General features: G+C 43.0%; 29 protein-coding genes and 2 tRNA genes. 14 read left to right on the top strand and 17 right to left on the bottom strand.

The window, feature by feature from the left end:
- Nucleotides 1–32: 32 nt before the first annotated feature.
- The 7 genes from rrp42 to LC1Nh_RS02795 all read right to left on the bottom strand — a co-directional run bounded on the left by rrp42 (nucleotide 33) and on the right by LC1Nh_RS02795 (nucleotide 4,802).
- The gene (rrp42, locus tag LC1Nh_RS02825; protein ID WP_153550197.1) at nucleotides 33–821 is read right to left on the bottom strand and encodes an exosome complex protein Rrp42; all 789 of its coding nucleotides are present in this window, start codon (nucleotides 819–821) and stop codon (nucleotides 33–35) included.
- Between the two features lie 52 nt (nucleotides 822–873).
- Entirely contained in the window at nucleotides 874–1,608 is a 735-nt protein-coding gene (locus tag LC1Nh_RS02820) for an exosome complex component (RefSeq protein WP_153550196.1), read from the bottom strand.
- Entirely contained in the window at nucleotides 1,608–2,297 is a 690-nt protein-coding gene (rrp4, locus tag LC1Nh_RS02815; RefSeq protein ID WP_153550195.1) for an exosome complex RNA-binding protein Rrp4, read from the bottom strand. The genes LC1Nh_RS02820 and rrp4 overlap by 1 nt, the downstream gene beginning before the upstream one ends.
- Nucleotides 2,298–2,395: 98 nt before the next feature.
- On the bottom strand, nucleotides 2,396–2,557 hold the full coding sequence (locus LC1Nh_RS02810) for a hypothetical protein (RefSeq protein WP_153550194.1): 162 nt from the start codon (nucleotides 2,555–2,557) through the stop codon (nucleotides 2,396–2,398).
- Nucleotides 2,558–2,734: 177 nt separating this feature from the next.
- On the bottom strand, nucleotides 2,735–3,481 hold the full coding sequence (locus LC1Nh_RS02805) for a ribosome assembly factor SBDS (RefSeq protein ID WP_153550193.1): 747 nt from the start codon (nucleotides 3,479–3,481) through the stop codon (nucleotides 2,735–2,737).
- 145 nt (nucleotides 3,482–3,626) lie between these two features.
- Complete coding sequence (locus LC1Nh_RS02800; RefSeq protein WP_153550192.1) at nucleotides 3,627–4,031, bottom strand: type II toxin-antitoxin system death-on-curing family toxin; 405 nt, start codon at nucleotides 4,029–4,031, stop codon at nucleotides 3,627–3,629.
- A gap of 63 nt (nucleotides 4,032–4,094) precedes the next feature.
- Nucleotides 4,095–4,802, bottom strand: a complete 708-nt coding sequence (locus LC1Nh_RS02795; RefSeq protein WP_153550191.1) for an archaeal proteasome endopeptidase complex subunit alpha — start codon at nucleotides 4,800–4,802, stop codon at nucleotides 4,095–4,097.
- Between the two features lie 140 nt (nucleotides 4,803–4,942).
- On the opposite strand from LC1Nh_RS02795, the gene LC1Nh_RS02790 reads away from it, so the two are divergent.
- The 4 genes from LC1Nh_RS02790 to LC1Nh_RS02775 all read left to right on the top strand — a co-directional run bounded on the left by LC1Nh_RS02790 (nucleotide 4,943) and on the right by LC1Nh_RS02775 (nucleotide 7,873).
- Nucleotides 4,943–6,283 carry a PHP domain-containing protein gene (locus tag LC1Nh_RS02790; protein WP_153550190.1) on the top strand — a complete coding sequence of 447 codons (1,341 nt, stop codon included), beginning with the start codon at nucleotides 4,943–4,945 and terminating at the stop codon, nucleotides 6,281–6,283.
- Between the two features lie 51 nt (nucleotides 6,284–6,334).
- Nucleotides 6,335–6,463, top strand: a tRNA-Ile gene (locus LC1Nh_RS02785).
- A 101-nt stretch (nucleotides 6,464–6,564) separates the two neighbouring features.
- Nucleotides 6,565–7,257, top strand: coding sequence for a hypothetical protein (locus LC1Nh_RS02780; protein ID WP_153550189.1), 693 nt, complete (start codon nucleotides 6,565–6,567; stop codon nucleotides 7,255–7,257).
- Nucleotides 7,258–7,639: 382 nt separating this feature from the next.
- The gene (locus tag LC1Nh_RS02775) at nucleotides 7,640–7,873 is read left to right on the top strand and encodes a hypothetical protein (protein ID WP_153550188.1); all 234 of its coding nucleotides are present in this window, start codon (nucleotides 7,640–7,642) and stop codon (nucleotides 7,871–7,873) included.
- Between the two features lie 18 nt (nucleotides 7,874–7,891).
- Here the strand turns inward: LC1Nh_RS02775 and LC1Nh_RS02770 are convergent, their stop codons facing one another.
- Nucleotides 7,892–8,758 carry a M48 family metallopeptidase gene (locus LC1Nh_RS02770; protein WP_153550187.1) on the bottom strand — a complete coding sequence of 289 codons (867 nt, stop codon included), beginning with the start codon at nucleotides 8,756–8,758 and terminating at the stop codon, nucleotides 7,892–7,894.
- A gap of 10 nt (nucleotides 8,759–8,768) precedes the next feature.
- Nucleotides 8,769–9,335, bottom strand: coding sequence for a LemA family protein (locus tag LC1Nh_RS02765; RefSeq protein ID WP_153550186.1), 567 nt, complete (start codon nucleotides 9,333–9,335; stop codon nucleotides 8,769–8,771).
- A 216-nt stretch (nucleotides 9,336–9,551) separates the two neighbouring features.
- On the opposite strand from LC1Nh_RS02765, the gene LC1Nh_RS02760 reads away from it, so the two are divergent.
- Entirely contained in the window at nucleotides 9,552–10,001 is a 450-nt protein-coding gene (locus LC1Nh_RS02760; RefSeq protein WP_153550185.1) for a hypothetical protein, read from the top strand.
- Nucleotides 10,002–10,005: 4 nt separating this feature from the next.
- Here LC1Nh_RS02760 and LC1Nh_RS02755 read toward each other — a convergent pair whose 3' ends face one another.
- The 4 genes from LC1Nh_RS02755 to LC1Nh_RS02740 are packed head-to-tail and all read right to left on the bottom strand — an operon-like array spanning nucleotide 10,006 to nucleotide 12,952.
- On the bottom strand, nucleotides 10,006–10,731 hold the full coding sequence (locus LC1Nh_RS02755; protein WP_153550184.1) for a hypothetical protein: 726 nt from the start codon (nucleotides 10,729–10,731) through the stop codon (nucleotides 10,006–10,008).
- Nucleotides 10,732–10,755: 24 nt separating this feature from the next.
- Nucleotides 10,756–11,418: a DUF2238 domain-containing protein gene (locus tag LC1Nh_RS02750; RefSeq protein ID WP_153550183.1), complete on the bottom strand. Its 663-nt coding sequence runs from the start codon at nucleotides 11,416–11,418 to the stop codon at nucleotides 10,756–10,758.
- Nucleotides 11,408–11,998, bottom strand: coding sequence for a hypothetical protein (locus LC1Nh_RS02745; protein ID WP_153550182.1), 591 nt, complete (start codon nucleotides 11,996–11,998; stop codon nucleotides 11,408–11,410). The genes LC1Nh_RS02750 and LC1Nh_RS02745 overlap by 11 nt, the downstream gene beginning before the upstream one ends.
- 45 nt (nucleotides 11,999–12,043) lie before the next feature.
- A complete protein-coding gene (locus tag LC1Nh_RS02740) occupies nucleotides 12,044–12,952 on the bottom strand; it encodes a metal-dependent hydrolase (protein WP_153550181.1) in 909 nt (302 codons plus the stop codon).
- Between the two features lie 83 nt (nucleotides 12,953–13,035).
- Here LC1Nh_RS02740 and LC1Nh_RS02735 point away from each other — a divergent pair, with 83 nt between their 5' ends.
- Nucleotides 13,036–13,662: a metallophosphoesterase family protein gene (locus tag LC1Nh_RS02735; RefSeq protein WP_153550180.1), complete on the top strand. Its 627-nt coding sequence runs from the start codon at nucleotides 13,036–13,038 to the stop codon at nucleotides 13,660–13,662.
- A 53-nt stretch (nucleotides 13,663–13,715) separates the two neighbouring features.
- Nucleotides 13,716–14,120, top strand: a complete 405-nt coding sequence (locus LC1Nh_RS02730; protein WP_153550179.1) for an Lrp/AsnC family transcriptional regulator — start codon at nucleotides 13,716–13,718, stop codon at nucleotides 14,118–14,120.
- Here LC1Nh_RS02730 and LC1Nh_RS02725 read toward each other — a convergent pair.
- The gene (locus LC1Nh_RS02725; protein ID WP_153550178.1) at nucleotides 14,117–15,127 is read right to left on the bottom strand and encodes a dihydrodipicolinate synthase family protein; all 1,011 of its coding nucleotides are present in this window, start codon (nucleotides 15,125–15,127) and stop codon (nucleotides 14,117–14,119) included. The two genes, LC1Nh_RS02730 and LC1Nh_RS02725, sit on opposite strands and share 4 nt — an antisense overlap.
- 197 nt (nucleotides 15,128–15,324) lie before the next feature.
- On the opposite strand from LC1Nh_RS02725, the gene lysS reads away from it, so the two are divergent.
- The 6 genes from lysS (at nucleotide 15,325) to LC1Nh_RS02690 (ending at nucleotide 19,409) form a co-directional block, all read left to right on the top strand.
- Nucleotides 15,325–16,764 (top strand): lysine--tRNA ligase, encoded by a 1,440-nt coding sequence (gene lysS, locus LC1Nh_RS02720; protein ID WP_153550177.1) that lies wholly within the window; start codon nucleotides 15,325–15,327, stop codon nucleotides 16,762–16,764.
- A 344-nt stretch (nucleotides 16,765–17,108) separates the two neighbouring features.
- Nucleotides 17,109–17,182: transfer RNA gene (locus tag LC1Nh_RS02710), tRNA-Ala, on the top strand.
- Nucleotides 17,183–17,236: 54 nt separating this feature from the next.
- Complete coding sequence (locus LC1Nh_RS02705; RefSeq protein ID WP_153550175.1) at nucleotides 17,237–17,884, top strand: HAD family hydrolase; 648 nt, start codon at nucleotides 17,237–17,239, stop codon at nucleotides 17,882–17,884.
- Nucleotides 17,885–18,115: 231 nt separating this feature from the next.
- Nucleotides 18,116–18,754, top strand: coding sequence for a hypothetical protein (locus tag LC1Nh_RS02700; RefSeq protein ID WP_153550174.1), 639 nt, complete (start codon nucleotides 18,116–18,118; stop codon nucleotides 18,752–18,754).
- The gene (locus LC1Nh_RS02695) at nucleotides 18,751–19,152 is read left to right on the top strand and encodes a GIY-YIG nuclease family protein (RefSeq protein ID WP_153550173.1); all 402 of its coding nucleotides are present in this window, start codon (nucleotides 18,751–18,753) and stop codon (nucleotides 19,150–19,152) included. Before LC1Nh_RS02700 ends, LC1Nh_RS02695 begins: the two co-directional genes overlap by 4 nt.
- Before the next feature lie 38 nt (nucleotides 19,153–19,190).
- Nucleotides 19,191–19,409, top strand: a complete 219-nt coding sequence (locus tag LC1Nh_RS02690) for a hypothetical protein (protein ID WP_153550172.1) — start codon at nucleotides 19,191–19,193, stop codon at nucleotides 19,407–19,409.
- 24 nt (nucleotides 19,410–19,433) lie between these two features.
- Here LC1Nh_RS02690 and LC1Nh_RS02685 read toward each other — a convergent pair whose 3' ends face one another.
- On the bottom strand, nucleotides 19,434–19,670 hold the full coding sequence (locus tag LC1Nh_RS02685; protein WP_153550171.1) for a DUF378 domain-containing protein: 237 nt from the start codon (nucleotides 19,668–19,670) through the stop codon (nucleotides 19,434–19,436).
- A gap of 60 nt (nucleotides 19,671–19,730) precedes the next feature.
- Nucleotides 19,731–20,093 (bottom strand): histone-like protein, encoded by a 363-nt coding sequence (locus LC1Nh_RS02680; RefSeq protein ID WP_153550170.1) that lies wholly within the window; start codon nucleotides 20,091–20,093, stop codon nucleotides 19,731–19,733.
- Between the two features lie 133 nt (nucleotides 20,094–20,226).
- Here LC1Nh_RS02680 and LC1Nh_RS02675 point away from each other — a divergent pair, with 133 nt between their 5' ends.
- A complete protein-coding gene (locus LC1Nh_RS02675; protein ID WP_153550169.1) occupies nucleotides 20,227–21,165 on the top strand; it encodes a transcription initiation factor IIB in 939 nt (312 codons plus the stop codon).
- A gap of 29 nt (nucleotides 21,166–21,194) precedes the next feature.
- Here LC1Nh_RS02675 and LC1Nh_RS02670 read toward each other — a convergent pair whose 3' ends face one another.
- Nucleotides 21,195–21,377 carry a hypothetical protein gene (locus LC1Nh_RS02670; RefSeq protein ID WP_153550168.1) on the bottom strand — a complete coding sequence of 61 codons (183 nt, stop codon included), beginning with the start codon at nucleotides 21,375–21,377 and terminating at the stop codon, nucleotides 21,195–21,197.
- Nucleotides 21,378–21,484: the final 107 nt, after the last annotated feature.

The raw sequence follows: 21,484 nt of genomic DNA, 5'->3' as shown, positions 1-21,484 counted from the left end.
CTTATAGAGAAAATAAAGAGGGGAAATCTTTTTTATTCCCCTGTCTCCTCATGGAGGATTTCCCGGATTTTCCGTGTTTGAGACTCTGCCTGATCCATAATCTCCCGAATCTCATCATGAGTCAACTCCTCACGACCACCTTTCTGCATCGAAACAATCTTGTCCTCAGCAGTTGTGGTAACTGAAAGCCGTGCGGCTTGAGCTTCTTCCTCATCACTGGTTGTATCCCAAAGCAACTGGTCATCAATCTTTCGTCCCGTAACCATGACTGGCTCCTTGGTCATAGGGATGTCCCGACCTTCAGAATCATGATCAAGTCCTTCTTCTTCATTGTAGTCAGGAAGGTATCCTGTCTGAAGTGCGGCGATAGCTGCTAGTGCTGATGCATCTAGAAGGTTGCCATCGTTGTTCAGGATGTGGAGGTCGATGAAGATTGTCATGACTTCCTCTCCTGGTGTGATGCATAGTTCTTCGAAGTCAACTGCCTCACTTTCCCTGATTCCTCTATCTACTACTCTTGCGAGCTCTGTTCCTTTTTCTCCAGGAGGTCCTGCTTCGAACTCTCTGTCAGCCATCGGAGCAAGTTCTGCGTTAACCGCGATGCTCCCTTTATTCGGCTGGTCTGGGAAAGGTTCCTCGACTTCAACTGAGAGACCTGCGATTACCTGTGTGTCTCCGATTGAGACTTTGGCTGATCCCTGTGCTGTTGTCGGGATGTAATCTGTCTCTAGTTCGATGTCTCTGTATTCGTCCATGTCTCTTCCATCAAGTCTTTCTCCGTCTTCTGCCATTTCCTTAATCGTTCTTGTGTTAATTTGCATTATTCGAAAACACCTCTGTTGTTTTCGTCTTCACGAAAATCTGCGATTTTCATTATTCGCCACCTCCTGTTTCTGTCCGATAGACTTCATGCAACGCCTCGCGCTGCATCTCATCAAGTTCTGCACAACCCTCTCTAGCGAGGGATACACAGTCATCTACCTGTTCTTTTGTCAGGTCTCCATCCATCTGGAGCAGAGTTACTTCGTCGCCGCCGTTGATGGTTGCGATTGGGATGTCTGCGTTTCCTTCCTTATCTTCTTTCCCGATGACATCGAGTACAGCTGTGTCGTCGACTACTCCTGCTGCACATGCAGAAACTAGTCCTTTCATAGGCATTCCTGCGTCTGCTAATGCGAGTGATGCTGCTGTGATTCCTGCTGCTCTTGTTCCTCCGTCGGATTCAATGATCTCCATGGAAATATCGATTCCAGTCTTTGGGAATTTCTCCATTTCGATAGCTGGTTCAAGTGCTCTTTTGGCTACTAGTCCGATTTCTGTTGCTCTTCTGTTTGGTCCTGGGCTCATTCTGTCGTCTACGGAGAATGGTGCCATGTTGTATCTCATCTTGATTACTGCTCTGTCAGATTCGATTAGGTGTTTTGGGTGTAGGTCCTGTGGTCCGAAGACTGATGCTACTACACGAGTGTTCCCGACTTTAACCATTGCTGATCCGTCTGCTTCTGTCAGGACATCTGCTTCCATCTGGGTTTCTCTCATTTCGTATTTTTCTCTTCCGTCAATTCTCTTTCCTTCTTCGTCAAACCATTGGATTTCTTGTTCTGTCATTAGTTATCACCCTCGAGTTCTTCATCTAGGAATTCACCGATTCTGTCTGTCAGATTGTCGAACTGTGATTCCTCTACAATTTTGTGGATTGTTTGTGCTGCAAGGTTTGCGTTGTCTCCTTTGATCCATACTTGTCCGTTCTGGCCTACGATGATGTTGCAGCCAGTCTTGTTGTTGACTTGTTTGATCATCTTTCCGCCTTTACCGATTACACGCGGAACCTTTGATGGAGGGATTTCGATTACTCTGCCTCCTTCAAGTTTCTTGCATCTGTCGTCTTCCATTGACATGTCGACATCCATGCCTTCTGTAACTGACTTGACTTTGATTGCTACTGCGTCTCCAACTGCAAAGAAGTCAGTTAAGTCGTCTTCATCCAGGTCAACATACTCATCTGTTGCATCTGCGATGTTTAGGCTTCCTTCGTAAGGAGAATTAAATTCGACAGTCCATCGAGAGTAGCTTACTCTTGTGATTTCTCCGATGATGATGTCTCCTTCTTCCGGGATGTATCGGCCGTGCATCGGCCTTACCTGTACGGAGTTGTCTCCGTATCTTACTGTTCCAAAGTATTTTGAATAGATTTTACCGTTTTCCTCGTAGACTCCGGAGTTTGTATAGAAGTCGTTTCCGTCAACGACAACTTCTCCAGGAGTAACGATATCGTTTGAGTCTTTTACACGCGACATAAAGTCTTATTACCTCGTAATTAAAGTTATTCTGCAAAGCAGAAAATCCGTTTTTATATTAAAAGGAGGATGCGGAAACGTTAAATAGTTGTGCTTGTCTACACATCAATTTCGATCTCTTTTTCTAAATGATTGTCCTCATTGTACGATAGTCTGATAGTTCCGGTTATTTCTTTTCTTTGTTTTTTAATTTCGTATACCAGATCTCCATCATCTTCGTAGATGTTTTCAAGTTTATAGTCCTCGGTATCGGACAACATTTGTTTTAAAGTCTTTTCGAAAGCTAATGGGGAATTACGGTCTAAACCCTCTTCTTCAAGGTAAGAGAATATGTCATTAACATTGGCGCTAATTGCATTTTCTACAATTTCTTAATCAGCTTCCCTCATTGACTCTCGAATTATATCATCCATATTTGTAACTATTCAATAAAAAATTTATATTTCTTCCTTAACCTCGGAGTCTCCGCCAGTCAGCTTCTGTATTTCTTCCATTACTTCTGTCAGGATTCCTGCGGGCACTCTTATTTTGGCATAGAGGTTGTCACCCCATTGCTCTTCAAGTATCTCGGTTTTTTGTTGGAGTGTGTCATAGGCTTTTCCTGCTTGATCGCTTGGAATCTTTACTGCAACTGTTTTCTTATCGAGGGATACAGGGATGATTGGTCTGATTGAGTCGATTGCGTCATCGAACTGCTCTTCTACATCTTGGAATGCGTCTGCGTTGAAACCTGCTTCCTCCAGAGCGTTCTCCACTCTCTGCGGCGGATGAGGATTACCTGTCTTCGGGTTCTGTGCTCTCCGTGCGATCATGTTGACGACCTGTTTGTGCTTGTCCTCCCGCATCTCAGCTTTTTGATCAGTCGTCAGCTGCATATCGCCTTTTTCGAAGATTTCCTCTGCAGCTTCCATAATTTGTTTTGTATTGAATTCTCTTTCCAGTTCGTCGGGAGAAGCTCTTTCTCCTTTCTGCGCATCGGTAAATACTTCTTGGACGAACATCAGTCGAGGCATATCAAACTCGTCGCCTTCAAGCTTTGCCTTCTTAGCCGGCTCTGGCTCAACTAATATCTCAAAAGTTTTGCCATCATCATATCTTATTCTTATCGCGTCCGATGTATCTATTCCTTCCTGTTCTCCAGATCCTTTATGGCCTTCACCGCCGACGTTTCCCTGCTGACTCATATAGAAGGAACTAGTGACTAGGGCTTAACAGTTTTTGGGAAAATCTGCTTATTCCAGTTTTTTGAAAAGGTCTTTGTACTTGTCAGCTATTTCTTGAAACTTTCTTCTGGAGTTAAGCCATTTGTTGGCTTCTTCTGCTTCAGTGTCAAGTGTTGGCATCTTTGATTTCACCTGTTTCAATCCAGTGAGCTGTTTCATCAATACTCATTGAGGGCAGTTCCCACTTTATTGTCTCATATAGTTCCTCAGTGTTTTGTACCTTATGGGGCTGAAAACTTTCTCCGTTCTCTTCCATGAATCGGTCGGCAATCATTATTGCTGTTCTTTTATTACCATCATTGAACGGATGTTCATCAATAAGTTTCTTTAGGTACACAGCAGCTGATAGATAAACATTCTCCTGATTTCGAGCTTTTTGAAGAGTTTCTTGAATCTTCTTGATGCCTTTCTCCTGGGATGATTTCAGTCCTTCTGTTCGAACCTCAGAATTTGCCTTAACAACTTCATGTGCAGTCAATACATCTTGAACAGTTGGATGCCAGATATCCATAGTTGGAAACTAATTATGCTCGAATAAAGAGTTTTGGAGAAAAAATTAAGAGAAAATATGTGTTTAGAATTCGACTCCTTTTTCGTCGAGGTCTTCCGGAGTGAATCTTTGGAAGTTGTCTTTTTCATCGACTACTGAGAGTTCGATGTTTTCCAGTTCGATGTCTTCTTCGCCTTCTTTAAGTGCGGAGACTGCTAGGTCGATTGCTTCGTCTTCACTCAGATCTCTCTCCCATTCGTCTTCTAGGTGTTCGTTTGCTTCTTCTCTTCCTTTTCCGATTGCGATTGCGTTCCACTGGTTGAGTGTTCCTGATGGGTCGGTGTGGTAGACCTTTGGGTTCCCGTCTTTGATTCCTCCTGTGATTGTGGAGAGCCCGTAAGGTCTTACTCCTCCGTACTGTGTGAAGTGCTGACATCTGTCAGCGATGAACTTCGCTAAGACACTTGTTGGGATTTCTTCGTCGTATGTCATCATGTGTTTCTGTGCTTCATTCCTTGCTTCATCAACAAGTTTTCTCCCATCTGCTACAAGTCCCGATGTTGCGATTCCAAGGTGTTCATCCACTTTGAATACTTTCTCCGGGTTTCTGACCTGGAGCTCTGGCGTGCTTCTTGTTGCTGCCAGGACTGTTCCTTCGTCGTATGTTATCCCTAGAGCTGTTGCTCCTTTCTTAACTGCTTCTTTTGCGTATTCTACCTGGAATAGTCTTCCGTCTGGTGAGAAGATTGTGATTCCACGATCATACTGTTGCTGCTGATTAGTCATCTGCATTACCTAACTACACCTTGTTTAGAATTCATACAAAGCCTTTCTCTTGGAAGATTTATTAACCTGATCCGTGGCTGTTTATTGTTAGATTCAATTTGTAAGATGCGAGTAAATATAACTTTCAAACCTCCAAGAGAACAGTAATGGTTTCTTCCTCTGAGAAAAAAATTCGAAGTACTGGATATACATGGGTGCCTGAGGATGAAGTGAGTATAGGTCTCTCTGACGCTGAAACTGTGGAGGAGACCGGAGAAGAATCTTATTCTTTAGAGCAGATAGTTGATTTGCACACTCAAACAAATTACTCTGATGGAAGGCAACCTGTTATAGATGTAGTTGTAGAGGCTTATGAAGAAGGAGTATACATGAAAGGTGTTTCCGACCATGTAAATGTCGGTGAAGAACCTAAGGAATACTCTTCCGCCTTCTACAATAAACATGATGTCATAGGAGATAATGCAGAATCAGATATTTCTGTTTCAGAGGTGTTCTCGGATCGGTATGATGAAGCGATAACTGAGGTAGTTGAAGATGGAGAGATTCCTAGCAGTAAAGATGACGCCGGTATCGTGCTCTGGGAGAACGCAGATAAAGAGAAAGTTAGGGAAGATATGGAGATTCTGAGAGAGGTGGAGGGAGACTATTCGATAAGAGAGCTTCGTGAAACATGTGCACTGAACTATGGGATGATTATATTTAATGCAGCGGAGACAGATTTCAACCCGGAAAATGGGAGAACCAGGATCAAAGAACAGGATATTGACAACTATGTAGAGAACATATGCGAATTCCTGGAGAACTCAGAATCGGAGAATGCTCCAATAAATCATCTGAACCAGGCAGTTCACGATGTATACATCGAAGACCAGTTTAGATATGTTAAGAAAGATGAGCCATTCGAAGAATTAACGACAGATCAGAAAAAGGAGGTCTGGAAGAAGTACCGGGAAAAACTCATAGCAGTAGCAGAAAAATTAGCGCCAGCAGTTCAAGAATACGAGGTAACTGTCTCAGGAGCACACCCAGCACTGCCCGAAAGAAGCTCAGAACTAATGAAAGTTTTCCAAAAACCAAAAGCCGAAAACGAGATACGGGAATTCATAGAACACAGCAGCATAGACAACCAAGCAGTAGAAAAAGTTTCAGAACCAGTTGAAAACAAGTTTGAAGAGTTTGTAGAGCTAGCAGTGACAGATGAAGAGATGAACAGCCTCTACCCAGAAGAAGCATTACTTGAATTCTGGCAGCCATTTATAGACGCAGCTAAAAATGCAGAAAACTACATACCAGAAATCGGCGGCAAACACGCAGAAAGATATCCTCCTTCCATCCTGTGGGAAAACCTAGACACATTTATCCCGGGATCAGATCAGCACCGCCCCGGAGAAGGACCAGAACGACTCCAAGTAATCGCAGACTTCAAACTACCCGGAAAAATGCAGACACCAATAGACCACACGCCCAACAAGAAAAAACCAGACTAACTCAAAGCCTTTTTTAGGATTACACCCGAACCCATTCTATACAACCTCTCGGGTCCACTAGCTCAGGGGTTAGAGCACCGTCCTTATAAGGACCTCACACAGAAAACCTAGTCGAAAGACCTGTGTGTTGCCTCTCCATAAGTGAGGCGGCGGTCCCGGGTTCGAATCCCGGGTGGACCATATACGGGTTTGCCTTTACCACTGCCATTGTTACTGCTTTCGTTGATTTTGAGTTGAATGAGGTTATGAGGATATAAATTTAAATCAGTTAATTTGATGTCATGGAAGTCACAGTTTCAAAGGTTCTAGCATGGTTGACAGGTGGATTTTTCCTGTTAGTTGGATTAATGGAATTTATTTATGGATTAATCCTGTTGTCACTTTCTAACATGTTTGCTGGTTTAATTGCGTTGGTTGTTGCTGTTGTTGTAACGCCGAAATCGCGTCAGATGATTAGGGAGAGATATGACTTAGAGTTCTCGAGGTGGTTGCTTATCGGAGTGGCAATAACCGGGTTAGTATTGACAACTGTGCTTGGTGGAATCTCTTCAAAGACAGCGGAGGCACCAGCTCAAGGTGATGAGATGAATTTTACTGAGGTTCTGGATCAAACTGTAAATCTCAGTGAGAAGAATTATTCGATCAGTGAACTTTCAGATACAGGCAATGTTGATGACCGGTATATGGGGAATATTTACAGGTTGGAGGGCAGGATTATAGAGTCGTATCCTGAAAAGACCGAGCCAGGCGTTATCCTGGAAGTACATGATGGGATGAATGACCACAGTTTTTGGTTGAACGAGCATGGAGATTTGCGTGAAGATGATGTGGCAACAGTCTGGGCTAATTTCACAGGCGAAAGAGAGTACACCATAGAGACTGTTTACGGACTGGTAGAGGCTGAAAAGACTAGTTTAGATGTTCTAGCAGTAAACGTGACTTGTCCCGCAGAAGTTGATTATGAAGATTGCTGATTAGATAACGCTTAGCGTTGACAGACTGTGCCAAAATCCAAGCCTATTATTTGTCAGTTAATAGTGTAGAAAAGTGTACAAATATGGTTTATTGTATAAAAAGGTATTATATGGCAGTCTAAACCTGCACATGTTATGGATAAGATGCTACTCTTTGACTGTACTTTGAAGCATGGTTTCTCACGGAAAAAATCGGTTCTGGCAGAGTATGGAGGTGCGAACTAATGGACATCCATAATACTGATAGCGACTTGGACTCTGCTTACAGATTGGATGAAATCGGCAATTTAGCCGATGATATCTTGAGAACATATGAAACTAGGGATTTGGTGAGACCAGTGTAGTTTACGATGAGGGTTCCAAAGGTTTAGTTGGAAGTGTCGTGGAATACCTCACCTCCGATAGAACTGATGAAGAACAATTAAGAAGCAGTTTGCAGAGAGAAATCGAACTATCTGTAGGAAGAGACCAATACAACGAGATTATAAGTCGACTTGATATTGAGGACAACGGTGATCGTGCCAATCTTGAAATTGTCTCAGAAGAATATTTGGAGTCTATACCTGAAAACCACACAGATCAACAACCAGGCAGAATAGAGGCACCTGCAGACTGAACTAAAATTAAACAAATTCTACATACTTCTCAGTCTTTCAACTCTTTCTTCAAGCGGAGGGTGAGTCGAGAAAAGATGCCTACCGCCGCCTAACGGATTGGAAAAGTACAAGTGGGCGACGGCTTTGTTAGTATCCATTTTAGAATTTTGCTGGGAGATTTTCTCCAGTGCGTCTGCTAGTCCATCTGGGTAGCGCGTCATTTCTGCCCCTGAAGCATCGGCCAGGTATTCTCTCTTCCTGCTCATAGCAAGCTGGACAAGACGAGCAGATATTGGAGCCAGTATAGCTAGTGCGAATCCGAGTCCGATTGCCCATGGTGGTGCATCATCGTCAGCTCCGAAAAACATTGAGTGGAGAAGTATCTCGCTTAAAATACTGATTACACCAATTAAGGCGACTGCAACCGTCATGAACAAGATATCATTATTCCTGATATGGGCTAGTTCGTGCGCAAGAACTCCTTCAAGTTCATCTTTATCAAGTCTTTCCAGCGCACCTTTCGTTACGCAGATTTTACCGTCTTCCGGTTTTCTACCTGTGGCGAATGCGTTGATACCGGTTTTATCCTGTACGTAGAGTTCTGGTTTAGGCATTCCTGAGGAGATTGTTAGTCCCTCGACAAGGTTGTGGAGTTTTCTGTACTGTTGTTCAGAGGCTTCTTCTGCTCCAACCACTTGTAGGATCATTGAGTCGCTTTTGAAGTATGAGAAAAGTACATAGAGTACTGAGATGCCAGAGCCTGCTGCCAGGATGAGGAAAGGACTTGCGGTAGGAACAAGTACTCTGCCTGATACAAAGATCAGTCCCAGCAGTATAAGTGGAACTATGAAAAGAAGCGCATAACTTTTCCTCTTATTCCACTTGATCTGGTCTTCCAGCATCATCGTACTTCAATCACTGATTGTCGTCTGAAAAGTCTACTTCAGGTAGTTCTTTGTCAGCTGTTTCAATCTCCAGCTGGTCCTTCTCAGTTTTTCCGAAAATGTTTGCAAACATTACAGCCGGGAAAGTTTCTATAGCGTTGTTAAATGTCATTATTGCGTCGTTGTAGTGCTGTCTTGCGTATGCTATCTTGTTTTCAATGCTGGATAATTCCTCTTGAAGCTGCTGGAAGTTTTCACTGGCTTTTAGATCCGGATAGTCTTCTGCTACTGCGAACAGAGACTTCAATGCTTCCCCCATCTCGTTTCCTGCCTGGACTTCTTCTTCCTGGCTCTGGGCGTTCATCATTCTCTCCCTGGACTCGGAGACGTTGTCCATGATCTCTCTTTCGTGTTCCATGTATCCTTCAACTGTTTCCTGTAAGTTGGGAACCAGGTCAGCTCTTTTCTTTAATTGGACATCGATCTGTGCCCATGCGTTGTCGACCCTGTTCTCGAGTTTGACGATTTTGTTGTAGTAGTATACTGTGCTGAGGATTAGTGCTCCTCCAGCACCTAGTGCTACATACTCTAGTACCATGATTGATTGAATTGTTTGTATTGTTTTATAGATCGAGGGCTTGGTTTTTTGGTGCAGTTTATTGCATGTGTTTCTGCGGATATGTTGTTCTGTAAGAATTGGTATTACACATATTTTCTAATTCATGGTTATGATGAATTGTATTCTATGTTTGGGTAGTGTATTTGGACAAGTTTCGATCTTTGAGGACGTTAACTGTTTCAGAGGTGGTTTCTGATGTTGGATGTTGAGAGGTCTGGTTCTTTGGATAAGGGTTATATGCATGTCAGGGACGATAAGGAGTTGGCTGAAGATGTTTACGAAGCTATTTCGCGTGGTGAGGGAGGCAAAGCAGTTATTGTTCCTAAAGATGATATGTCGGGCAGTGAACAACCCCGTGAGGGTTTGGGCATGGTTTCTAATTATTTGGATGGTTTTGTGGGCGCTGTTACTGATTTAGTGGGTGAGAGTGTTGAAGCTCCTAGTTATGACAGTGAATCTATTAAGAGGTATATTGAGGCTGTTGTCGATAAACGGGCTGACTGGACTAATCCTGATGATGTTCAGACATTTGCGGATGTTGAAGATCGTTTAACTGTTGAAGAAGAAAGTGATGGAAACATCTGGCTTACCTTAGATCCTAACTCACAGGAAAGCTACCAGGAACAAAATAACTTGGTAAACTAGTTTTTTAAATCATTCCGAGGGCGCCAGGCGAGTAATCGGAAGAATCTTCTTGAATCCCGTAATCTGGTTCCTGTACCCGGGTAAGATATTCGTCTACTTTTTCCTCAGGGCTTTCATAGCTTCCTATGACCGCGACGGAGTACTCAACTCCTTTGAACTCCCCTTCCTCTATGTAAAGACCGTCTTCGTCCCATGAATCTTCCTTCAACTTGTACTCATCAATTATATCATCTAGTTCATCCTCGGTGTTTGAATCAAACTCGGAATCCAGGTCTATTCCATCAAACTCTCTTTCCTTTGAACTCTGTGCATAGGGGTAGCTGCTATCCTGTTCAGGGAAAAACGATGAAAGCAACAACTCTGTCTCACCTTCAACGCTTCTGACATCCTCCCAAATCGTTCCATCCAGTTTCTCAGCTACCTCATCTGAGACATCGAACTCGTTCTCCGCCCAGTCACTTAGAGAATTGTTGAACTGCTTGACATGGATCAGTTCGTGGAGAATAATTCTTCTCTGCCGCTTCTCTGACTGCTTGAAGAAGTTGTGGGAGTCAAAATCAATCCTCAGTTTAGGACCTTCCAAACTTGTCTGTGCGTTTACATAGGTGCCGAGGTATTTTACACCGACATCGTCCAGCTCATTTTCTATCTCCAAACCATATTTTTCAGCTACTTCCCGGACTCTTTCACGCAGCTCTTCCTCTCTTGGATCCTGGGTTTGAACCTTCATAAGACACTTTTTGAATCCCAAGCGTTATTTTTCTGAGCCGTCTAGTTCTTCTATTTTCTGTTTCAGTAGCTCGACTGTATTGTTTAGATATGCCTCACCGAATACTGCCACAATCAGGGCTCCTGCAGTATTAAACATCAAGTCTTTCATTGTATCCTCTAAACTGTACTGAGTTAGTATTGGTTCTCCTCCTGCCAGATCAGCTAACCCAGCTATTCCAAATTCGAGGACTTCCCAGATAACTCCGAATGCAACAATGAAAATTATAATAAATACGAAGTAAAGCTTTTTAGGGAAGTAGAGCTGTTCGTAGTGCTCGTCTAACGCCCTTAAAACCGAGTAACCTGCGGCTGCGATGACAGATGCTGATAGTGCATGGGTGAAGTGATCCCACCACGGGATCGAGGTGTAAAGATTTTGTCCAAACAGGTTAACGGCGCCTATAGAATGGAAGAATACTGCAGAAGTGATCCATAGAGCTAATCCAGCATCTATAGTAATTTTATATCTTTTTCTCAGCAATGAAGGTAGGAAGGTGATCAGGAAACTGATAAATGCATTTATGAATACTTTGAAACTGCCTATCCATACCCCAAGAGCTGCTATAGAAACCAGGATAATCTGCATAAACCTAGTGGCTGTTTCCTGCATCTTCTTGGAGATGCCAAGTTTATCCCTAATCTTCACTTTGGATCACCTCACTCCTTTCCTTCAGATAGTACTGAAATATCACTCCTGATAGTATCCCTGTGAGGAAAGCTGCTGTGAACTCCCACATTAATGTATTCTCTGCCACCATCAAAGAGGTTCCTAGGTATATATCTGAAAGCCAACGAGAAACTGCCCAAATACCTGCCATCGCGACCGTAGTAAAGGAAGTCAGGACAACGGCAAAAGCCGCACTAGACTTGAAAGAAGTGAAAGTATCAAGCTCTGTTACGACCAGGAGCGCGATCCCCGCTGCCGACAAATAATTCAAAGTGGTCGAGGCTGCAAAACCAAGTTCTAAACCCTTCAAAGTAAACGGGATAGCTAGGAAGAAAAGTAATTCAAAAGGTACAAGCGCGGATCTGTCCTCGAAATATACTGGTGGAAGAAAAACCAATACAAGAACCGCGAAACCATAAACTGCCCAAGTTAAATTGTTATCAAGAAGTATATTGAAGCAGTTGAACAAGAGATAGACTGATAGTAATCCTGAAAGAACAGAGTTTACTTTTTCTCCAGCAAACCGTGAGGTTGACAGCCTATTCCTTAATTCAGCCACAGAGAGTTATGATAACATGGATACTCTAATATTTTTTGGAAATCTTCAGACTAGGTAATATATCAGGTATGCAGCAGAAGACAAGGACATCACAGCTACGAAATTAACTATCCACGAAAAATAGTTCTTATCCTCTTCAACCTTTCTCAAGATGAAAACCACAGCCAAACCTGTGATTATTACTGATGATACGAACTGGTAGCTTGTGGAAAGAGTAGGCTGCCTTATAACCTCAGCAAAAAAGATGTAAGCTAATCCCAAGATCGAAAACCTGTTTAAATTCAGTTTGACGCTTCTTTCATCTATCTTGCTGTAAACAAGTAAGGAAACCCATACTAACGACAGTTCAATTCCATAAACAGCAAACAAGTTCAGTACCGGATCTGTGAAAAACACTAACCTTGACTCAACAAAGCTGAAAGATGAAGGATACAGCAATTGAGGTGGAGTACCAGTAAACAAATCTCCAAACGGATGCAAAAGCAAACCGATACCCGAAACGAGCGAAAACTCCGATAAACTGATAGACTCAAGTCTATGAGTGATGTAAAAACCTGTGGCCATGAAAAGGGCTAGAATGACTCCTGTCAAAACGCTTTGAGTTAAAAACCCTGTGATCCCTGCTAGAGATGTTATTCCAGCCGCTAGGTACTTTGACCTGGTTTTATGGTAAATAGTAAATGCTATCACTGCTGATAGGAGAGCTATGAGTGAATGAGTTACTCCTCTGTGAACTGATTGCGAGGCAGCCCAAAAAGATTCAGTGAATCCATAAAAACCGGTATTAAATAAGGTGAGTATTTCTTTCCAGGCATAAATGATATCTATATCTGGAAGCAACGCAAACATCCCAGCTGCTAAAGCCATTTTCAAGCATTTATCTTTCTCCCACCCTTTGTAAAGTGCAAACAAACCCACTAACGAAAAAGCTAGGAAAAAATGGCCGACAATCATCAGGATACAAATAGTATCCAATACTTAAATCCGGAAGAATATCTCCGATAACTTAAAAGGATTTTACGCATGAACATCTTTCCATGACCTTGAAAATTCTTGTAACCAGCGACTTCCACAAGAAAGAAGACCTGAAAGAAGCAGCCATAGAAGAAGCAAACAACGGCGACTACGACTTATTTGTCAACCTAGGTGACTACATGGATGAAGACTACGCCGAAGAACTTTTCGATGAGATAGAGGTTGCTGGCGTCGGAAGTACTGGAAACCGGGACATGATGTTCTCATCAGAGTTCCTAGATGGTCCTGTACCAGTCTACAACTTCCTAGAAGCAGATATAGACGACGAATACAAACTGATCCTTATCGGCGGAGACTTCCCAGAAGATGTCAAAGAACAAGTAGAAGACCTAGTAGAAGACTACGACAACGACAAAGTCATCATCGGATCTCATTATCCCCCACACAAAGTCGGCGACCGAGTACACTCCGGAAAAAGAATAGGTTTCGAACAGTTCCGAGAGATCATCATAAAGCACAAGCCTGCTCTCTGGATGAACGGCCATGTACACGAAGACTTTGGGGAAAGACAGTTAATGGGGACACCAGTATTGAATGCTGCAGCAGATGAAACAGGCAAAGCGTTCTCAGTAACAATCGGCGATGAAGGCGGAGTTGAAGAAATCGAAGAGATAACTCTTGTAGAGTAAATTCTTCGAATTTCGAAAACAATTAATAACATTCCACAACATTGTTTCTATTCATGGACGGTAAAGATAGACAAATCCTGGATATTCTGAAGGAAGATGGGAGAGCATCTTATACTGAGATTGCTGAAGAGATAGATGTGTCAGAAGGAACTGTGCGGAACCGTGTGGAGTCAATGCAAGATGAAGGAGTAATTGAGAAATTTACTGTGGATACTCGGCTGGTAGATGTCTCTGCTATAGTGATGGTCGATCTTTCAACCAGTATAGATATGGACGGGTTTTTCAGTAAATTACCTTCTGGTATCCGTGCTTTTGAGGTGACAGGAGGTCATGATGTCGTGCTGTATTTTTCACGAAGTTCTTCTGAAGAAGTCAACAGTGTTCTTGATAAAATAAGAGGGATAGAGGGTGTTGAGGATACCACCACTAAGTCTGTTCTCAAGAATCGATCTCTCTAAACCTCTTCTCTCAGGTCGAAGTGATCCAGCACCGTATCAATCTCTGTCTGGTTAAACACTCTTTGTTCGCCATCCTGTGTTCTGATTATTTCATCTTCTCTAGGTTCTCGATCCAATGAACCTCCAGGCGTACCATGATTGAAACCCATCTGATTCAATGCATACTGGACAGATTGAGGATTTTTCTCTCCATCTTGGAACATAGCGTTATGTGCTGGCATCAAAAGTTCGTTTAATGTTTCAGCTCTTACCTGATCTGCTTCGTCTCCATTAACCCCATGTTCCCATACCTGAACGGTTTCTTCCGGTAGTATATTTCCTGTAACACTGATTGTAAAGTCACCTCCTTCTTCGTATACAAGAGGATTATTGAAGTCATCTCCCGATCCCAAGTGGAAATTATCGTAATTTTTTCTTCTAAGCATTCTTCCCAACTGCCGAATCTGATATCTATCATTTGAGGCTTCCTTGATACCTACTATACCAGGTATCTCCGCCAGCTCTAAGACAGTCTCAGGAAAAATATTAACGCCCGTGCGTCCCGGCACATTGTAAGCAATAATATCTTCATCCACTGCCTCAGCTATAGGTTGATAATGCTGCTCCACTATATCTTCCTGAGGCGTTCCCACCTGATAAGGAGAGATCATGAGGTGAGCATCAATATCAGCTACTTCCTCTATCTCACTGGCCAGTTCAATAGTCTGTTCAGGTACATTCATCCCATCACCCGCAATCACATCCAGTTCGGAGTCGATATCGCTAGCTATTTCTGAGATTCTGGAGACATATTCTGCATGCTCGCTCATCGACCCATCAGATCTCTGACCTGAAAGATAGGCCGCGTGACCAGTACAACCAGCAGGAACTATCCCATCTACACCTCCAGCAGCGAGATATTCTATATGATTTCGAGCAGTTTCGTAATTAATAGATCCATCCTCATTTCGGGGAGTTGGCAAAGCAGGGTAAACACCCCCCGGTTCAAACCCATCATTGTTAATCATATCGAAACTTTATTCAGAAAAACTTAAGTAAAGTTATACAATTCGTAATACTTATTCGATAAGACTAACTCTCCGAAAGTTCTTTAAAGCTTTCGTAAAAATGTTCAATTACAATGACTGGTGGACGCTTTAAGTTCGGTCACATTTACGCATAACTTTCAAAATCTTTCTACAGCTCTAACTCTAGGTGTTCCTCGGTGAGTTCTGAACGAGAGGAAAGACTCAACCAGCTTCAGGAACTCCGTGAAGATGGCGAAGCGTACAGCCACAACTTCGACCGCAGCCATACTATTGAAGAGTTGCAGGAGTTCGATGAAGGAGAGAATAACCTTCCTGACAGAGATTTTTCGACTGCTGGCAGAGTAATGGAGATCCGGAGTTTCGGAGAACTGGTTTTCCTGGATCTACGGGGTGAAAGAGAAGAAATTCAGTTGATTGTCAGGGAAGACGAAGACCTTCTAGAACAGGTTGAAGACCTTTACAGAGGTGATATCGTCGGTGTTGAGGGCTTCCTGACTTACACCGATAAAGGCGAGTTCTCGCTTCAGGTAGAGGATATAGAAGTCTTGACTCGTGGATTGAGGAATGTTCCAAGCGATTACTTTGGAGTTGAGGATCAGGAGCTTCGGTACCGTGACAGATCTCTGCACTTGACGGCGGATATGGAGGCTCGTGAAACCTTCAGGATGCGAAGCCAAATCATCAGAGAGATCAGAAACTTCCTCCATAATAGAGAATTCATGGAGGTCGAGACCCCGACACTTCAACCAGTGTACGGTGGAGCAGCCGCTGAGCCTTTCACAACCCATGTCGATGCCTTGGATCAGGAGTGGTACCTGAATATTTCGCCAGAGCTGTACCTCAAAAGACTGATTATCGGTGGCTACGAGAGGATTTTCGAGATCACGAAAAACTTCCGGAACGAGTCCATTGACACGACTCATAATCCTGAGTTCACGATGATGGAAGTCTACCAGGCATACGCCGACTACGAAGACATGATGGCGCTGACAGAGCAATTGTATGAGCATGTAGCAGTTGAAGTAACCGGTTCGGCCGAGGTAGAGTATCAGGGAGAGACTCTGGACTTTTCCGCTCCATGGCCAAGAATGACGATGAGAGAAGCCATACAGGAACACGGAGGATTCAATGTCGAAGAACTCAGTGATGAGGAACTCCATGAAAGAATGGAAGAACACGATGCTGAACTGGACTCAGACTACGAGAGAGGTCTAGCTATCGCCGAACTCTTCGAAGAGATAGTTGAAGAGAACCTGATTCAACCGGTTCACATCATCGACCATCCAGTAGAGACCACGCCGCTCTGCATGCAGCACAGAAGTGAGGACGGTTTAATCGAAAGATTCGAATCCTTCGCTGTCGGAGTTGAGCTATGCAATGCATACACCGAGCTCCGAGATCCAATAAGGCAGAGAGAACTCTTTGAGGAAGAACAGAGACGGCAGGAGGAAGGAGATGATGAAGCACATCCAATAGACATGGACTTTGTAGAGGCATTGGAGCTTGGAATGCCTCCAACAGGAGGCCTGGGAATCGGCATTGGAAGGATGGTGATGCTATTGACAAACCAAGAATCAATCAGGGATGTAACTCTCTTCCCTATGATGAAAAACTAAAAACTCTTCAACATTCTTTTCTTTCTATTCAAGGAGATTCCCGAAAAAGGTATTCCAATAATTCAATGGAAAATATCAAAGAGAATAAGTTGATAGGTTATGCTTATCAGTCCCGACAGTATGCCTCAGCCAACAGAAGTATCAACCCCCTGTACATCAGCTCTGGACACAGATTAATCGAGGATAAAAGTCTTGAGTTTGTCTACAAGTTTTGTAGATGATACAAGCTACCTGATCCTACAAGATTAGCGGATAAAAAGGTCTCGAAAATCAAAGAAAATTACCAATAAGCTATACCGAGGACACCTTCAAAAAACTATCCAAGAACATTTCTTTACACAAAAGGGCTCTTAGTTCAGCTTGGCGGAACGCTTCCTTGGCAGGGAAGAGGCCCTGGGTTCAAATCCCAGAGAGTCCAAACCTACCCCGTATTCAGATTTAATTTCTTATTTGTTTTCAGCAAATTGAAAGCATGGCTCTTGAAGCTGTAATTTTCGATATGGACGGAGTTCTTTCTGACACTCAGAAACTTCACGCACAAGCACAGTCAAAAATTTTGGAAGAATATGGTGTTGAAATGTCGCCAGAAGAGATTACCAGAAAATATGCTGGTAAACCACCAGGAACTCTGTTCAGAGAAGAAAGCCCGGCATCTAACCCGATGGAAGCATACGGAAAGAAGCAAGATGTTCTCTACGAACTTGTAGAAAAGGAGGGAGTCAAACCGATTGAGGGTTCACAGAAACTGATTCGTGAAATTGAAGGAAATTATAAGCTCGGTGTAGCATCTTCATCAGAACCTGATTTTATTGAGGAAGTCGTTGACAGTTTGGGACTATCAAAATACTTCGAGGTTATCAAAAGTGCAAGCGAAGTTCCAAAGGGAAAACCTGCTCCAGATGTGTTTTTAGAAACAGCAGATGAACTCGGGTTAAATCCTGAAGACTGCCTCGTAATCGAAGATGGAAGAAGTGGGATGAAGGGAGCAACCGAAGCAGGAATGGTATGCATAGGACTTGTTGATGAATCAGGAGAATATCCTGCCCACAAAACTGTAAACTCGTTATCTGAACTGGATACACAAAGTATCGAAGAAATTTATAGTGAAAACTCCAAGTAGGAATATTACTATTCAGAGGCGATGGTCGGATAAAACTTTGTATAACCTCGTAAAACAGAGAGTTGACTTTATGCCTTTAACAGTGATTCAGAGTGTAGAAGAGCAAGGAACCTATTTCTTGGAGAGTGTTTCTTCAAGATGTTGAGTTTCGTATATAACGAGGTTAAGAGTGTTTTTGGTTGGTGGAAGCGGTATTGTGATCCGCGGAAGAATTCTAAGTCTTTGTTGTTGATGCTTGAGGATGCTACTGAGAAGGAGAAGATTGTTTCGATAATGATCTTGATGTCGAGCTTCTACTACTCTGCTTACATCCTGCTGGGACAGAAATCTGTACCATTACTGAAAGGTATCATCGTCTCGCTGGTGGCTGTTAGCTCATTTTACATCGCGAAGAGACGGCTGGACCTAGGGTTTAACAGCAGCATCTCGATCCATAATCCAATCCAGGAGGATACTGAGAAGGATCTTAGACTAATCAATATGTCCAAGCAACCCGTCAAGCTTACTCAGATAGATGTCTGGCTGGCATACGAGAAAGACGGAGAAATAATATTCAGACTGGAGCAATCCAAGATAGTCCACTTCATACCGCCGGAAACAGAGAAAGAAATTGATATAATTCCCGAACAGGCAATAGCCGCCTTAGTCACAAGATACCGTTACACAGACTGGGAAGGATCAGTAGAATGGGACAGAAGCGATATAGCAGTAAGAAACCAAACAGAAAAAGTAGAACCCTGGAAAATAGAACAATACCTAGCACACTACCACTTAAACCCTCAAGAAACCAAGTCCAAGAGAAAAATAGGATACTTCAACGACAACGACATGCAGGAAATCCTAGAAGACATCAAAACTGATGAAGAATGAAAGGATCATACACCCTCCTAATCAAACTCCCAGAACAAACCAGTATCGAGGTTGGAAGCCTCGGCAAAATCAAGTTTGAACCTGGTTTCTACATGTACAACGGCTCCGCATTCGGTCCAGGAGGACTGAAGCGTGTTCAAAGACACAAAGAAAAATCAGAGGAAGGAGACAATCCTCATTGGCATATCGACTACCTTCTAGTTAATGAGAAATCTGAAATGGTTAAAACTTTCCGAAAAGAGGGAGGTGATCACGAATGCAGTTTAAGCCAGGAAATGAAGGAGAATTTTACTGCTGTGGAAGATTTTGGTTGTTCGGACTGCAGATGTTGTTCTCATCTTTTCTTCTCGGCTGAGAGAGATGATGTGGTTTCTTTCTTGGAGAGGTTTTACAGTTAGATAAAGGTTTTTCATTCAGTAGCCCAAATAGATTAGTTATGGAATCATTTAGCTTGATAGTAGGTTTCTTCGCAGGTTTACTGGTTGGCGGTTTAGGAGTTGTTTTGTATGTCCGTCATAAGATGATGAGTCAGTTGAGTGCTATGCAGGGTGAGATGGAGGATATGTTTGATATGACTGATGACTTAATGGACGGCATGGGTCAGCCAGGCGTTGAGGAGGCTGATTTCCAGGTTGAAGAAAAAGAAGATGAATAAGGAGGGAGGTGTTTTTTCCCTTTTTTACTGTTCTTCATACAGCTGGTATCCGAAGTAGACCTGGTAGAGTCCAGATAGTCCTACGAGAAGGTAAATAATTGCTTCAAACTGCGGTCCTAGCTGCCCCAGCAGTAAATTGACTACATTGTATGCGTTTCTCTCTGCACCTGAGATCATTGCTAGTCCGACTAATCCCCAGTTTACTGCTCCGACAATTATCAGGACGAGCGAAGCCCAGTCCAGGTAATTAACATCTTTCATCTTATTTCGATCACCTAAGCTATTCTAAGCTGATTTGTTCATAAAAAAGTTAGGAGCAAGTTAGTCCTGCTCCTCTATTCTCTCAGCTGTTTTCTCCATCTGTTCAGAGATACTTCGCAATTGGTCGACAAATTCACGGGTCTGAGCACTGTAATCCTCCTTAATCTCAACATTACGCAAAGCAACACGCATATGGCTTTCCTTAACCTTCGCCATATACTCTGCTTCATCAATAGTTTCATCAATAATCTCATCAAGCATCTCTGACAGGACACAGTTTATTACATGCGGTACATCTCCGTCAAGCGTCTGATCGTCGTCCATTCTCTCCCGCATCAAGCGCCGGATTCGTCCCTCGGAAAGAGCTAAGTCAGAGTTTTCAAGTTGACCATAATCATCAGGAATCAAGTTCTCCAAGTTCATGAATCAGTCTTCAACAACCAGTTTAAAGTATGTTTCACCGCCTCGACCACTATTCAACAAAAGACCTGAATGAACAGAAGATTACACAGAAGTACCCGATAACCTTAAGTAATTTACTTGATGTTAATGAGTTATGAACAGCCAAAACACCGATACGATCGAAACTAAAGAAAACACTGAGAAACCAGAAGTACTCCAATGCCCGAACTGCGGCGCAAAAGAGTTTGAAAGCGACAGTGCGACCGGCGAACTATTCTGCAGAGACTGCGGAACAGTTGTAGAAGAGGATAAAGTTGATACATCCGGACCCAGAACCTTCTCAGCAGAGGACCGAAAAGATAAGGAGAGATCAGGAAGCAAGATAACCTTCACAAGACACGACAAAGGCATCTCCACGGAGATCGGATCCGGAAGCATGAGAAACGTATCTCCAGATAAAAGAGGACAATACTACAGATTAAGGAAATGGCACAGCAGAAGCTCTGGCTCCAAGTCAAGAAACCTGAAGACCGCATTGAATCAAATCTCAGATATAATCAACCAGCTTAACCTGCCTAACTCAGTAGAAGAGGAATCAGCAAGGCTTTACGACAAAGCCATCGATGAAGAAGTTGTCAAGGGAAGAAAAATCGAGAAGATAGCTGCTTCCTCAGTATTTATTGTAGCCAGGAACCAGAGAGTTCCTAGGACTTTGAAAGAGTTCAGCGAGGCTTCCGGGATCTCCGAGAGAGAACTAGGTAAAAACTACCGTTACCTGGCAAAAGAACTTGATATCGATGTAGAACCAGTAAGAGCAGAGGACTTCGTATCCCGCTACTGCTCGGAGCTCAGTGTTTCTGGAGAAGTTCAGGCAGAAGCCCGAAGAATTATCCTTGAAGCAAGAGATAAAGGATTGACATCCGGTAGAAGCCCGGACGGTATAGCCGCAGCAGCAATCTACATGGCAGCTAAATCGATGGGAGAAAAACTGACTCAAAGAGAAGTTGCTGAGACAGCTGGAGTAACTGAAGTAACTATTCGGAAAGGTTCTAATCAGTTGGAGAAGGCTGTAGATGTTAAAGAAAAAGAGTAGGAAAGTTTAGTGTTAGAAAAACGAGTCAGTTAGGCTCTTTTGCCTTCTGACTTCCATTCATCGACGATATTTCTTCCTTTGGAAGCCTTCTTTGTAGACTCGTTGTTGTTCACATGATTCTCTGCTCTGTGGACACCTTCCTTGGTTCTAGCATCTGCTTCGCTTTCTCCTTCAAAGGTTTCTCCACAGTAGGGGCAGTCAACTGTTTCCATAATATATTATCACCATTAGATAACAAAAAGTTATAATGTTTTCGGTCCAAACCCGAAAAACCATTACACTTAATAGCTACACCAATGTGATTTACCACAACTTTTAT

Source organism: Candidatus Nanohalobium constans (assembly GCF_009617975.1).
Classification (GTDB): Archaea; Nanohalarchaeota; Nanosalinia; order Nanosalinales; family Nanosalinaceae; genus Nanohalobium; species Nanohalobium constans.
The sequence above is the reverse complement of the archived record's forward strand: the minus strand, read 5'-3'. Positions and strand labels throughout refer to the sequence as shown.